The following is a 14,012-nucleotide window of genomic DNA, read 5'->3' on the forward strand; positions in this document are numbered from 1 at the left end:
CTTTTCCTATTGACTAGCAAAATTAATAAGCATCTATCTTTAACAATAATTTCTGAACTTAATTTAAAGTTTAATCAAATGTAATATTTCTTTGCTGAAGATAGGCTTCATCAATATTTTCTTTTTCAAGACGATCCGGATACATTGTGATTTTTATAAATTCTTCATCTAGGTAAAGGCCTCCTAAAAATAGCTCGTTTCCTATCATTTTTACCTGAATGGTGAGGGCATTGATAAGGATTTCTTCATCTTGCAATGTTTTAATATTAAAAATAAAAATTCTCTGATAATGAGTATCTTTATATTTAATGATCAGATAATTTTCATAGAAGTATAAGAGACCATCCCGAAATGTTGGTTGCCCCAATGTATTGATAGGTGGTTTCCAGGTAATAATTTTCTTTTCCTTCAGCCGGATGTGAACCTCTTCTTTTCCTGTCTCATTGCATTGCCACCATGCAATAATCCCCTCATTATTGATGGCGGTCTGATGTGGAGATACTGAATTTTCCGTACCTGAATGATCCATCCAGACCATCTTTTGCTGGCTGAGTTCAGTTTTTATATGATCTGTGGATAGTTCTTCATCAATAAGGGTAAGGATTTCAGCCTGCGTCATTGCTTTTTGTTTCTGGAGGCGAAGATATTGATTTAATTGGATTTGGAAATAAAAATAGAAAAGAGAATTGCCGGAAACGATATGAGCTCATCTTTTTGATAAATCGTTACTGATACTTCCGGCATTTAATCTTTTATTTTTAGACCAGCTCAAAAAAGTTTCTTCTGCCGATCTTTATCTTAGTTTCTTTTACAAGTTCAATTTTTGTATCCGGTTCCATCATTTTTATCATATTGATTTGAACTCCGCCACTTTGAATCAATCTTCGGACTGCAGATTTGCTGAGGTCATTTTTTAGCTGGTGACAAAGTTCAAGAACAGTTATTTTCAGTTGGTGATGATTCAGCATATTGATAGAAACAGGTTCAAAGCTTTTTTCATCAAAATTCTTATTCTGAAACTGGTTATTGAAGAACAGCTCAGCATTTTCAGCTGCTTTATCATTATGATATTGACTGATAATATTTTTGGCAACCAGTTTTTTGATGTTCATCGGGTTTTCTCCATTGCTCATTTTTGATTTTAAACTGCTTTTTTCGTCGACTGAAAAATCAGTGGTCAGATCAATAAATTCTTCGATTAATGTATCCGGAATAGACATGGTTTTTCCAAACATTTCATTTGGTTCATCAGTCAGTCCAATGATATTGTTTAAAGATTTGCTCATCTTTTCTTTTCCATCAAGTCCTTTCAATAAAGGCATGCACATCACGATTTGGGCAGGCATCTGGTGAACTTCCTGCAATTGTCTTCCCATAGTACAGTTGAACAGCTGATCAGTTCCGCCCATTTCAATATCACATTCAATTTTTACAGAATCAAAGCCTTGCAGAATAGGGTATACCAGCTCATGCATGGCAATAGGGGTATTTTCAGTAAACCTTTTGTTAAAATCATTTCTGTGCATCAGTTGTGCAACGGTTACTTTTGATAACAGCTGGATAACTTCTGAAAAATTCAGTACATCAAGCCAGTCAGAATTGAAAACAATCTTTGTTTTTTCAACATTAATGATTTTAGATAGCTGGTCGATATAAGTCTGTGCATTATGCTGAACGTCTTCAGCACTTAAAGGCTTTCTGGCTTTATTTTTTCCGGTGGGATCACCAATTCTCGCTGTAAAGCTTCCTACCACAATAATAATCTGATGGCCAAGATCCTGAAACTGTTTCAGCTTTTTCAGGACAACAGCATGTCCAAGATGTAAATCCGGAGCAGTGGGATCAAAACCTAGTTTAATGGATAGGGTTCTGTTTTCTTCTTTTGCTTGTCTTAATTTCTCCTCCAATCCGTTTTCCGGCAGGATAATAGAAACATTTTCTTGTAATGTATCAATCATGTTGTAAAGTTTTTTAAATGAAAAAAGCCCGGACAATACTGTCCGGGCTCTATATATTTTAAGTTTAGATTTTAATTTAGAATACAGATATAGAAAGTCTTCCCGAACGATAGCTCGGAGCGTAATATTCACTGAAGAATGGAAGACGCAATATGCTGTTTAAGTGTTTCATTGATATTGTAAATATAACAGGATTTCCCTGAACTTCCAATATTTAAACCATTAAGATGTAATGTAGTGGTTATAACAAGATTTGTTTTTTTAGAAAAAACTTAACCATTTACGTATCTTAATGGTCTAAAATAATGGTTCAAAACAATTTTACTTGTCATTTTCTAAGCTAATTCTATGCCACAATCTGTTAAAATGAGTTTATATGTTTTTTATCATGTTATAAGGCTTTTTCCATCTTATAATTGATGAGATCTACTCCTTTTACGTTCACAGTTTGTTCCTGAATAAGTTTAAAATTCATCCTTTCAAAAAAGGGTTTTGCTGTTTTGCTAACATCTGCAGTTAAAAATTTTTGATTTTGATGCAACGCTTCTTTTTCAATAAGCTTATACAGTTGAGTGGCAATTCCCAGATGTTGATAATCTTTATGAACAAAGAGCAGATCGATATAATTTCCTTTATCAAGGGTACAAAAACCTACTGTTTTATTTTTTATTTCAGCAATTAAAATAAATTGTTGTTTGATGACATTGTTCCATCTTTCCTGATTCTCTGTACCAGATCTCCACGCATTAAGCTGATCGATATTATAATCTTCCTGGCAAATAGTTATTATAGTGTCCTGGAAAAGCTGTAACATCTCCGGAAGATCGCTTGGGTCTCCTTTTCTGATGATAATGGCCGGTTTATCGGATGTATTGCTGTTCATAGAGTTTTTGTTGATCTTTATTCAGGAAAGGATAGAAGAGGTTCATCAGTAAAAGCGTATACGACTGAATTGCTGCTTTTTTCTTAAGCTTTGAAATCAGCCGGTTATGGGTAATCCAATTGTCAGCAATAATGAAAATTTGTTCAGTAAGATTATTAATGATAAAATCAGGAACATCTTTTTTGAAAACATTATTCCTTTGAAGATCTGAGAAAATAAGTTGAAATTCTTCTCTTCGGCTGAAGTTAATGCCTTCATACTGAGATTCAACTTCAGGTATTTTTTTCAATATATCGACAAGATTCATGAAGATGAACCTGTAATCGTAAAATATCTCGCAAGTGGAAGAAGTGAACCTGTAAAGATCATTTAGTGTTTTATCCTCTTTCTCCTTCATCTTGTTTAGCAGCTCATCCATTTTAAGGGTAAGTTCAGAAAAAAGAATCTTGATTATATCTTCAGAATGCTTGAAATGGTAATGAAGGTTTCCCGGACTGATAGAAAGTTCAGCTGCAATATGTCTTGTTGTGATATTGTTGTATCCCTGGTCATTAAAGAGTTCCAGAGCCTTAGCCAGAATTTTTTCCTTTGTGCTCATCTTTCAAAGATATGAATTATCAGGCAGGGAATAAATCATATTTTTAAAATTAGAACAATTGTTCTAATTTAAGTATATTTACAATATCAAATCTTATGACAATGGAAGGAAAACAAAAGTTTGATTATGAGGCTGCTGGAAGCGGTGAAAAGAAAAATGAAACCGACATCCAGGATATAATGGCAAAAGTGCTGCAGGTCATTATTGGATTTATTATGGCAGTGCTGCACATGTGATGAAAAAAAGGATTTCATATTGGTTTTTGCTGGGATTAGCGGTGTGGCTGATCATTGTTCAACTGAGAAAGAATGGTATTTTTATTCCTGTTATCAATAACCATTTTACAGATCTTATTACCGTTCCGATGTATTGTTACCTCATAGAATATATCATGAATTCTCTACTTGGATTTCACTGGAAGCCTGATTTTAAGTTTGTACTCACTTCAATTTTATATCTGTCTTTTTATTTGAAGTCCTTTGTCCGAAGCTGTCCCTATTATTTACAGGAGATATTTTTGATGTAGTAGCTTATTTTCTTGGAGGAATGCTGTATTGCTCTTTTTATATAAGATCATTTTCCGTTTTAAAAAGAAAGTCGGAGTAAATTGAGGTAATATTAAAAGCTTGAGATTACCTAGAATTTGACGCAAAGTTTTATTTAAAATATGCTTTATTTTTAAGTGAGCTAAGAATGTAATCGATTTGCAATCGATTTTGATGAAGCAGATGGATACACTCGCTTTATCGAATCAACAAAGTTGATTCCATTCTTTGCTGCCTAAAAGTATGTGATAAGAAGATAAAACCTTTGCGTCAAAGAAAAATAGGAACATACTTCAAAAAATGTAAAAGGGGAAAATCATTTTTAATCATCATAAAAAAGACCGGCAGAACCTTATTATAAAAAAGGCTGCCGGCCGGGGTTATTGTTTTTATCCTGTTTTTTGTTCTTTATGCTAAAGAAAGGGTGAGGTTTTAATTGTTGCCGCTGTTTGCCCTGTTGGAGTCTTCAAATTTCACCTGTTTTGTAGCTCCTTTTACATTATTGTTTCCGAATTTATAGGTTAGGGAAAGATGAACGTTTCTGGTAATTCCTTTGTATTGGTAATCAATATTATAATCCGGATAATATTCTATTCCTTTTTCACGGTTGGTATTCAGCACATCATTCAAATACAGATTGACTAAAAGCTTTTTATCCATGAATGCTAATTTGAGTCCTGTGTATAATGAGGCATTGGTGTAATAATAGGTATTTCCATCTCTGTTCGGAAGGCTTCCCCATAATCCCAGTAAGAAAGTCACTGTTTTATCTTTATTAAGGAAGAAACTGTTATCTATGTTTACATTGGCACTGTATCCCGGAGGAACAGGAAGAATAGACGGATCATAAGATTTTGCTTTGGTATAATATCCATTCAGAAAAATAGTAGATTCCAGCCATTTCAGTTTGTTGTAGTTATAACTGATATTGACTCCGGTCTGATTTTCATTATAGAAATTCTTCGCGATGGTGTATCTGTAATTTTCATCAATCATCTGAATTCTGTCCCAGCTGTCTTTGTTGTAGCTGTGATAAAGTGTAATGTTGAGGTTGTTATTCAAAACATACCCGAATTCAAAATTATCCGAAAATGATGGCAGTAGATAAGGATTTCCGGTGGTGTATTCAAAGTTGGAGGTGAAATACTTAAATGGATTCAGATTTCCAAAATAAGGGCGTGAAATTCTTCGGGAATAACTTAATGAAAATGAATTGTTTTCGTTAGGCTTATAGCTTATGTAAGCAGTAGGAAAGAGTTTACCATATTTGATCTTTGTGGAAATATGATCATTCATAGAAATACCTTCCAGCGTGGTGTATTCATAACGAAGCCCAGCCTTTGCATCCCATTGATCATTGATCTTAAAATTGGTTGAAAAATAAGCGGCATAGTTTTCTTCATTATAAAGGAATGTGTTGGTTTTGCCTGCGTTAAGCTGGTTTTGTCCGTTGATAATGTCAAAGAAATTAAATTCAGAATCGTTTTTGATTTTCGTATACTTCAGCCCGGATTCTGTTTTTATTTTACCAAATGTTTTTTCCAGATCAGCCTGTCCCGAGTAAATTCTGTATTTACTGATTGGGTTAGCCATTGTATAGATCTCTTGTGGAGTATAGGTGTTGGAGAAATTTCTCGCATTGGAATTGTTAAGCATCAAATTAGCTGTTATATTCAGCTTACCTCCGGCACTATCGATTTTAGTTTCATAAAATGCTGTAGCATTGTGAACATCCCGACTGTTTCTGTTATTGAAATCAGAAGAAATATTAATGAGTTCCTTTCCATTGAAACGGACCGATTTACTTACTCCTATTTCCTTAGGATTGCTGTGTGAATAATTATAATTGATGCCGATAAGGTTTTTATCATTAATCTTATATTCAGCTTTTATATTTCCACTTTGGTATTTATAATTGTTAAGATTGTCTCCATCTTTGTTCCAGTAATTATTATTTGAAATACCGGACATATTATTATAAGTATTATACTGCCAGTAATTATCCCCAGCAGATAAATTGGTACTTAATGAAAGTTTTTCTCCCTGGTAATTGAAGGTGGCACCTCCTCTTGAGGAAACGGTAGGCTTTCCCCAAAAATAATTTCCTGAAGTCTGAATAGATCCATTCCATCCCAGATTGGCATTTTTCTTAAGAATAATATTAATCAGTCCACTTTTCCCTTCTGCGTCATATTTTGCCGGTGGGGTAGTGATGACCTCAATCTTAAGAATATCATCAGAACGGATTGTCTTCAGATAATTGATAAGTTCCTGTCCGTTCAGGTTCAGTAATCTGTCATTAATCATAACAGCTACATTGCTTTTTCCGGCAATACTTATCGCTTCATCACTGGTTTTTACCATGGGTGTTTTAGCAAGAGCTTCTATAGCATCAATGCCCTGTGATGCTACAGAATTCTCCACATTGAAGACCAGACGGTCTACTTTTCTCTCGAATAATTTTTTCTTTGCGGTAATGGTTACGCCTTCTACTTTCTGTACTACCGGCTCATCCTTGATCTGAATATCCTTTCTGATATTTCCTTTTACTTCAATTTTCTCATTGTTGGTTTTTACGCCATCTTTTATAATCTCAAGTATGTAATTTCCATCTTCTTTCAAAGGAATTTTGAATAATCCTTTGTCATCTGTAATAGCAGAAAATTTAATGTCATTTTTTGTGATAAGCACCTCTGTTTCTGCTACAGGTTTATTTTCTTTGTCTGTAATGGTTCCCTCTACACTTTGTGCAAAAATGAATGAAGAAACTGTAAGACTTAAAAGAAGAATAATTTTCCGGTTCATATTTAGCTTTTTATACAAGACAATTATTTTGCAGAGAATATTACATTGGCTTGTGAAAAATGTTTTCTTATTAATAAAATACGGCACTATTCTTTTGGTATTTTTGTAAGTATATAAATTTGACTTTGATGCACGGCAAGCTATTACAATACATCGGTTCCAATCATAATTTTACCCCAAAAGATATTGAAAGGGTTCAACAATATTTTGAACCTGTATCTTTTGTTAAAAATACAGTGATAGAAGAAGCAGGAAAGGTTCCCAATTACCTATATTACATCGTTTCAGGGTATCTCAGATTGTTTTATATGGATGAGGATGGAAGTGAAGTGACGACACATATTAACTGCCCACCAGGATTTTTTACTTCTTATTCTCATTTTGTCAGTGGAACAGTCTCGGATCATAGTGTGGAATGTATTACAGCATGTGAACTTCTAAGAATTACAAAGACAAATCTTGATGATTTGGTCAACGAGAGTAAGGCGATGAAAGACTTCAGTATTTCAGTATTTCAACACTCCATAGCTTATAATGAAAACCGTTCCAGAGAATTGTCTGCCCTCAGCGCAGAGCAGCGGTATCTTAAGCTTTTAAAAAATTATCCTGAAATTATTCAGCATGTTCCTATTCAATATATCGCATCATTTCTCGGAATGAAACCGGAAAGTCTGAGCCGGATCAGAAGAAAAATAATTAACTAACAAAAGTCAAGTGGTTCCGAGAGCAAGAGGATGAAATTTGCTGTATTAAAATTAATGCAATGACAAAGAATAATCTAAGCCTCGTTTCTGGTGCTAATGGACATTTAGGAAATAATTTAGTCAGATTTTTACTGAAGCAAGGTATTCCGGTACGGGCAACAGTTCGGAATATCCACAATACAAAACCTTTTGCCGGCCTGAATTGTGAATTGGTACAGGCTGACATTACGGATAAAGCATCTTTTGTAAAAGCACTTCAGGGAGTAGAAACATTTTATGCGGTGGGAGCTTCTTTTAAGCTGTGGGCTAAAGATCCAAAGAAAGAAATATATGATGTCAATATCAAAGGAACCCGAAATACCATTGAAGCCGCTGCTGAAGCTGGAGTTAAAAGAATCGTTTATGTAAGTTCTATTGCTGCTCTTGATTATACTCAACTGCCCACAAAGGAAAGCAATGGGTACAATCCGGATCGAAGAGATATGTATTATAATTCCAAAAATGATGGGGAAAAATTAGCTTTTGAACTTGCTGCAAAGCTCGGAGTAGAGCTTGTTTCCATTATGCCATCTGCGATGATTGGCAGTGAAGCCTTTTTACCTTTGAATGTTTCCTATGGTATACTGAAGCTTATCCTGAACAAAAAGATTCCTGTAGATACAAAGATTACCCTGAATTGGGTAGATGTGAAAGATGTTGCAGAAGGCTGTTATCTGGCCGCGCAAAAAGGACGTCCCGGAGAACGTTATATTCTGGCTAATGAGAAATGCATGACAATTACAGATACAACAATTCTGGCAAATAAGCTATACTCTGATCTTAAATTGAAAATCCCCAAGTCTGTTCCCAAAAGAATTTTGTTTACTATTGCTGGTTTGATGGAATTCTCTGCAAAACTGAGCAGAAAAGCTCCTGTATTGACTAGAAAAGATATCTCAATGTTCTCCGGATTACAACAGGATTTTGATATTTCGAAAGCCAGAAATGAACTGGGTTTTAATCCCAAAAGCCCGGAAAAGACTGTACAGGAAGCATTTGATTATTTATTGCAGCATCCTGAACTTTGGAAAGAGGTATAAAATTCCCTTTTTTATTGAATTATAATTGAATAATAGAACCCTTATAAAATTTAGTTAGGTCATAAAGATCATTGAAGTAGCGCTGAAGATCTGTACTGTTTTTCTCATCCCAATTTTTTGATTCTGAATGATTCTCAGCCAAGGAGTATAAAGACCGGTAATCTGGTTTCAGATAATCGGAAAGAATATTTTCTTTGCCCTTTTCTCTGTTGATTATTTCCGTAAGAAAAATTCCATAGATCAGAAATTGGTTAAAGTTTTGGGCATTGACAATATAATTCAGATTTTCCTGGGACAGCTTCTCATAGTCTGAAAGAATTTTAAGAAAGTATTCAGTATGTACCGGCGATTGAATTTCGTAAAAAGATCAATACCATTGATGAACAATTGCGTTCTTATTTCTTCATGATCTGAAGGATAAGCCTTACTGAACCATGAAAATATATTGAGAAGCTCTTCCCGGGTAAGCTCTTCTACAGAATCTTTTACTTTATCCTTGATAATTTCAAGACTTCTTTTTCCATCAGGCTGAAGGAAGCTCAGAAAATTTTCTTCCTCACGGCAAAGCTTATTATACAAATTGATCTTGGCAATATTTGGGTTGGTTTTGATGAAATAAAGTTCTTCTGTCATAACGAATTACCAAATATTTTTATTGAAATGGTAATTAAAGATACAAAATATGCTGAAACATAGATTGAAAAATGTTATGCGATGAATGGAATGCGTTTTGAGGATGGAAGCAGGAAGATGGAGGCTGGAAGTTGTAAACCATATTAAAACATAAATCTTTTTGATGCCAAAAGCGTTTCAAAAATTATTTTAAACCGAAAACAATTACACCGCTAATAATCCTATGTGCCTATGTAGTTCATATTTAACACAGAAGTAATAAATTATTTTGTAAAATACTTACATAATAATTCGTTTAGTATCACTCAATGTTTCAATAGTGGAAAATTTTGCTTGTATGTACTTCATAACTTCCATTTCCCAGCCTCCATCTTCAATACTCTCAGATCGTTTGGTGTAGTGCAATCCTATTTCCTTCCGAGTCTTCAAATTCTGCCACTGCAAAACCATATTTTTCATCAGTTCTTTTGGGATAAAGAACTTTTCCTGCATGCTGAAGAACTTTTTCCAACGTAGCATCAATACTTTCTGTTTTAAAATAAATGATAACCCCGTCTTTTGTTGGTTTATAAACATCACCTTTAGCCAAAGCTCCGGTAATTCCACTGTTTTTTTCCTCAAAAGGGAAGAGGGCCATTTCATATTGATCAATAATTTCCTTTTCAAAACTGAAATTGAATACAGCTGCATAAAATTCTTCTGCACGTTTCAGATCATTAACAGGGATTTCAAAATAAACAACAGGGTTGGATGAATTCATGGGCGTGGTTTTATCTTTTAAATGGTGGAAGTTCCTTTATTTCTTTTTTGAAAATAATTGTTTCAGTTATTGATCGGATTAGAGATCTGGTGATGGAAAGCGGATGTTCAGGAAATTCATGATCATATTTCTCAAGCTCAGATTTATTCATAAGTGTTCCTTGCTTACAATCGGGATCATAAGGATCTTCAAACCAATGGGTCATAGTTTCGCCATCTATTTTTACTTCTCCGGCTTCAATCATCTTGTTGAGAATAACTGCATCTCTCATTCCTGTAATGCCAATCTCGTTAGCCTGAATTTTTACGACATAGCTGCAATTTTCAAAAGGAATAGTGATGGAGGCGATATAAATCATTCCGGTTTCCTGTTGAGGAAACTTAATAATGGTTTTTACACAAGGGATATCATGAATGTGGATAATATCTGTTTCAATAATTCCGCCGTTGGAGGAGTCCGCAATATTTCTGTAAAACTTTTTCAGATAATCGAGGTCTTTGGCTGTGGGGAGGTCAGGCTCTTTGTCAAAATAGTGCAGAACAATCAGGGCAGATTGTTGTGGATTTATCCATCTGATAGCATCATGATCTTCAGAGACTTTTTCCCATCCCTGGTTGGGAATGGTTACAGAATGGAGACTGGCCTTATTTTTTTTATTCTTCCTGAAAAACTTGAACATGGTTGGTCTTTTAGTTTAAAGATCGTATTATTTTAATAATTAAAAGAATTTCACGGAAAGAATTTTAAAGAACTAGATAGAATTTTTCCGTAATAAAAAAATAGAGTGACTTCTCTATTTTTTATGTAGCTTTGTGAAAATTTTTCAGAATGAAAAAGGAAAAAGTACGTGAGAGAATCATCAGAGTGGCTTCAGACTTATTTTATAAGCAAGGATTTAATTCTACAGGAATTAATCAGATTATTGCTGAGGCTGATATCGCTATCGGTTCGTTGTATAATCATTTTGCATCCAAAAATGATCTGCTTCAGGCTTATTTAATCAAAGAGGAACTGGATTGGTTTGAAGGTCTTGAAAAAAGTATTGGTCATATTCCTGATCCGAAAGAAAAAATTTCTGCCATTATTGATTATCGTAAAAGGCTGCAAAAGTCATCCAAATTTGCAGGATGTCCTTTCATCAAAATTGTTTCCGAAACCGGTGACGGAAATCCAGCAGTATCTGCCTTTGCAAAAAATCATAAGGAAAAGCAAAAGATGATGATCAATAATATTATAAAAGAATACAATGAAGAACATCAATTGCCTGACTCCAATATAATCACTGAAAATATATTTTTGTTGATAGAAGGAGCCGTGGTAACATCTACCATTACCGGAAATAATGATTCTTTTGATCAGATACAAAAAATGATTCAGGGTTTATTACCCTAATTTTTTCACTAAATAAAAAATAGATATATCTATATAAAAATGAAACGTAACTATTTGAAATTATTTGTTATACTTTTTGGTCAATTGCTGACGATCATGGATATTTTCATTATCAACGTATCCATACCATCTATACAGCGTGATATTCAGGCTTCTCATGGTGAAATGCAGCTGATGATAGCCGCTTATCTTATCGGATTTGCTTCTTTTCTGATTACAGGCGGGCGCATGGGAGATGTATATGGGCGAAAAAAGATTTTTATTCTTGGGTTGATTTTCTTTATGGCCAGTTCTATAGCCTGTGGAATTTCAGAAGGAGCAATTCAGCTGATGATTTCAAGGCTTGTACAGGGAATAAGTGCTGGATTGATGGCTCCACAAGTACTTTCAATGATTCAGATTCTGTTTCCGGATCATCAACAGCGTACTAAAGCAATGGGTTGGTATGGTATTACGATCGGGATTGGAACCATTTCAGGACAGTTTCTTGGGGGATATTTTTCTTCACTAACGGGTTTTGATCAACCATGGCGGTTTATTTTTCTGATTAATATTCCAATATGTTTAATCGCTATTTTTTTCAGCCTTTGGAAACTGGAAGAATCTAAAGTGAATACAAAGGAATATTTTGATATTGGAGGTGTCTTTCTGTTATCCGCAGGACTTTTTAGTGCGACGTACGCTCTTACCGCTTCTGAGAAAAATGGTTTTTCTGTTCAGAATATATTGTTGGTTGCTATTTCCATTTGTATTTTGATTTACTTCATAAAAAATCAACAATTGAAATTTAAAAATAAAAGATCATACCTTGTTGATTTTGAATTGTTTCATTATAAAAATTTCAATCTGGGTATTATTGCTGTTTCTTTCTTTTTTATCATGTTGGATTCTTATTTCTATATTTTGTCTTTATTCTTTCAGGATGGTTTAAAGATGAGTCCTTTGAAAGCAGGGGAAGTGATCGTATTTCAAGGTCTGGGATTTATAATGGCTTCTGCTTTTTCAGTGAAGCTGATTCTGAGATATGGAAAAAAAGCCCTGATAGCAGGACTTTGTTTTATTGTGCTGGTTTTGATCCTTCAGATTATTATGTTCAATAATTATACAGAATTTTACCTGTTTTATCTACTGTTGTTTTTCCATGGAGCAGGAGTGGGCTCTGTGATTCCTTCACTGGCCAGTATTGCTTTTTCGGAAATGCCTGAAAAGCTGATAGGAAACGCCTCCGGAGTCTATAACACCTTTCAGCAGGTTGCTGCGATCATCGGAATTGTAGCAGTAGGAAGTGTCTTCTATTATTTTCTTGGAGAAAGACCTTCGATACAGCATTATCACACTGCTTTTACAATAGCAGTACTGATTAATATTGTATGCTTAATGATCGTCCTGGCTGCTGTTTTTAAAGTACCTGCTGCTGTTCTTCCTAAAAGTAAATAAATAATTTAATCAACAGTCTTTCTATAAAACGATTTATCACTTCATTCTAACTAAGGTGTTTTTACTTAGTTTTAAGGTTTTTGGATGAGGTTTTCGTTTCGTCTAAGGTTATTTTGGCAATGTTGCGCGTAATTTCGGTGGGAGAATGGCAATCGCAATTGCTGAGCCCTATTACATAAATGTCTTTTTCAGGAATATAGACTCCCATGCTTTTGAATCCAAATACACTGCCGCCATGTTCACGATCCGGAGTTCCGTTGATGTCTTTCAGATGCCATCCGTAGCCATAGGTGAATTCTTCTCCATTATTAAGTTTATATTTTTGAAAGGCTTTCTGAGTTTCCTGTGGATTTAATAAGATATTTTGATTCAAAGCCTGCTGCCATTTCCATAGATCATCGGCGGTAGACATCAGTGAACCTGAAGAAAAAGGAACACTGAAACTAATAACAGTCTTATTCACAAAACCATATTCTTTTTTATGATATCCATAAGCTCTTTGAGGAATGATCTTCCGGTCTGAAGCATAATAAGAATGAGTCATTCCGATTTTATCGAAAATATTTTTTTTAATAAAATTTTCATAGGTATCTCCAGAAGTAAGTTCTATGATATATCCCAGAACAACATACCCTGAATTATTGTAATCGAATTTTTCTCCGGGCGCAAAATCAACAGGTTCATTTTTGAAAAAATCAACCATGGCTTTAGGTTCCATTTCTTTTTGGGCAATAGAAGATAAAGCTTTCATCTTGGTAAAATCTTTGATTCCCGAAGTGTGGGTAAGAAGATGATGAATGGTAATTTTATCACCATTTGGATAGTCTGCAATATATTTTGATACCGGATCACTTACTTTAAGTTTTCCCTGCTGTTCAAGCATTAGAATCGCTACAGCTGTAAATTGTTTGGTCATAGAACCGATTTGGAAAACATTTTCAGGGGTCATGTTGACATCCAGTTCCAGATTGGCTTTTCCAAACGCTTTTCGATAAAGGTTTTTACCTTTTTGAACTACCATAAAGACACCTCCCGGTTCATTCTGATCTCCAAATCCGGTAAGAATAAGACTGTCTATCTTCTTTTCATATTTTTTTGTATGGAGTTGTGCACCAATAGAACTGCATATCAGCAGAGTCATCAGTAAGGCTATTGTTTTTTTAGTAATCATATAATGTATTTTGTAATACAAAGATATAAATTATTTTAATTACTATG

General features: G+C 34.4%; 14 protein-coding genes. 5 read left to right on the forward strand and 9 right to left on the reverse strand.

Annotated elements, in window-relative coordinates; all coding sequences use genetic code 11:
• Nucleotides 1-70: 70 nt before the first annotated feature.
• The 4 genes from H5J24_RS02985 to H5J24_RS03000 all read right to left on the reverse strand — a co-directional run bounded on the left by H5J24_RS02985 (nucleotide 71) and on the right by H5J24_RS03000 (nucleotide 3,439).
• Nucleotides 71-619 carry a hypothetical protein gene (locus tag H5J24_RS02985; protein ID WP_068944457.1) on the reverse strand — a complete coding sequence of 183 codons (549 nt, stop codon included), beginning with the start codon at nucleotides 617-619 and terminating at the stop codon, nucleotides 71-73.
• A 139-nt stretch (nucleotides 620-758) separates the two neighbouring features.
• Complete coding sequence (tyrS, locus tag H5J24_RS02990) at nucleotides 759-1,958, reverse strand: tyrosine--tRNA ligase (RefSeq protein ID WP_068944456.1); 1,200 nt, start codon at nucleotides 1,956-1,958, stop codon at nucleotides 759-761.
• Nucleotides 1,959-2,349: 391 nt separating this feature from the next.
• Nucleotides 2,350-2,841 (reverse strand): GNAT family N-acetyltransferase, encoded by a 492-nt coding sequence (locus H5J24_RS02995; RefSeq protein WP_068944455.1) that lies wholly within the window; start codon nucleotides 2,839-2,841, stop codon nucleotides 2,350-2,352.
• Nucleotides 2,819-3,439: a TetR/AcrR family transcriptional regulator gene (locus H5J24_RS03000; RefSeq protein WP_068944454.1), complete on the reverse strand. Its 621-nt coding sequence runs from the start codon at nucleotides 3,437-3,439 to the stop codon at nucleotides 2,819-2,821. Before H5J24_RS03000 ends, H5J24_RS02995 begins: the two co-directional genes overlap by 23 nt.
• A 101-nt stretch (nucleotides 3,440-3,540) precedes the next feature.
• Between H5J24_RS03000 and H5J24_RS25465 the strand changes: the two genes are divergently transcribed.
• On the forward strand, nucleotides 3,541-3,675 hold the full coding sequence (locus tag H5J24_RS25465; RefSeq protein ID WP_262495897.1) for a hypothetical protein: 135 nt from the start codon (nucleotides 3,541-3,543) through the stop codon (nucleotides 3,673-3,675).
• Nucleotides 3,676-4,416: 741 nt separating this feature from the next.
• On the opposite strand, the gene H5J24_RS03005 is transcribed toward H5J24_RS25465, so the two are convergent.
• On the reverse strand, nucleotides 4,417-6,789 hold the full coding sequence (locus tag H5J24_RS03005; RefSeq protein WP_068944452.1) for an outer membrane beta-barrel family protein: 2,373 nt from the start codon (nucleotides 6,787-6,789) through the stop codon (nucleotides 4,417-4,419).
• A gap of 128 nt (nucleotides 6,790-6,917) precedes the next feature.
• Between H5J24_RS03005 and H5J24_RS03010 the strand changes: the two genes are divergently transcribed.
• A complete protein-coding gene (locus H5J24_RS03010; protein WP_068944451.1) occupies nucleotides 6,918-7,493 on the forward strand; it encodes a Crp/Fnr family transcriptional regulator in 576 nt (191 codons plus the stop codon).
• 59 nt (nucleotides 7,494-7,552) lie between these two features.
• Entirely contained in the window at nucleotides 7,553-8,572 is a 1,020-nt protein-coding gene (locus tag H5J24_RS03015) for an NAD-dependent epimerase/dehydratase family protein (RefSeq protein ID WP_068944450.1), read from the forward strand.
• A gap of 279 nt (nucleotides 8,573-8,851) precedes the next feature.
• On the opposite strand, the gene H5J24_RS03020 is transcribed toward H5J24_RS03015, so the two are convergent.
• The 3 genes from H5J24_RS03020 to H5J24_RS03030 all read right to left on the reverse strand — a co-directional run bounded on the left by H5J24_RS03020 (nucleotide 8,852) and on the right by H5J24_RS03030 (nucleotide 10,644).
• Nucleotides 8,852-9,205, reverse strand: coding sequence for a hypothetical protein (locus H5J24_RS03020; RefSeq protein ID WP_232816014.1), 354 nt, complete (start codon nucleotides 9,203-9,205; stop codon nucleotides 8,852-8,854).
• Between the two features lie 382 nt (nucleotides 9,206-9,587).
• A complete protein-coding gene (locus tag H5J24_RS03025; protein WP_068944448.1) occupies nucleotides 9,588-9,965 on the reverse strand; it encodes a VOC family protein in 378 nt (125 codons plus the stop codon).
• Nucleotides 9,966-9,975: 10 nt separating this feature from the next.
• A complete protein-coding gene (locus H5J24_RS03030) occupies nucleotides 9,976-10,644 on the reverse strand; it encodes a hypothetical protein (RefSeq protein ID WP_068944447.1) in 669 nt (222 codons plus the stop codon).
• A 149-nt stretch (nucleotides 10,645-10,793) separates the two neighbouring features.
• Here H5J24_RS03030 and H5J24_RS03035 point away from each other — a divergent pair, with 149 nt between their 5' ends.
• Both H5J24_RS03035 and H5J24_RS03040 read left to right on the forward strand, forming a co-directional pair.
• A complete protein-coding gene (locus H5J24_RS03035; RefSeq protein ID WP_068944446.1) occupies nucleotides 10,794-11,357 on the forward strand; it encodes a TetR/AcrR family transcriptional regulator in 564 nt (187 codons plus the stop codon).
• Between the two features lie 39 nt (nucleotides 11,358-11,396).
• Entirely contained in the window at nucleotides 11,397-12,794 is a 1,398-nt protein-coding gene (locus H5J24_RS03040; protein ID WP_068944445.1) for an MFS transporter, read from the forward strand.
• A 61-nt stretch (nucleotides 12,795-12,855) separates the two neighbouring features.
• Here H5J24_RS03040 and H5J24_RS03045 read toward each other — a convergent pair whose 3' ends face one another.
• Nucleotides 12,856-13,965, reverse strand: a complete 1,110-nt coding sequence (locus H5J24_RS03045; RefSeq protein ID WP_068944444.1) for a serine hydrolase domain-containing protein — start codon at nucleotides 13,963-13,965, stop codon at nucleotides 12,856-12,858.
• Nucleotides 13,966-14,012 lie beyond the last annotated feature (47 nt).

It is taken from the genome of Chryseobacterium capnotolerans (genome assembly GCF_021278965.1).
Taxonomy (GTDB): Bacteria; Bacteroidota; Bacteroidia; order Flavobacteriales; family Weeksellaceae; genus Chryseobacterium; species Chryseobacterium capnotolerans.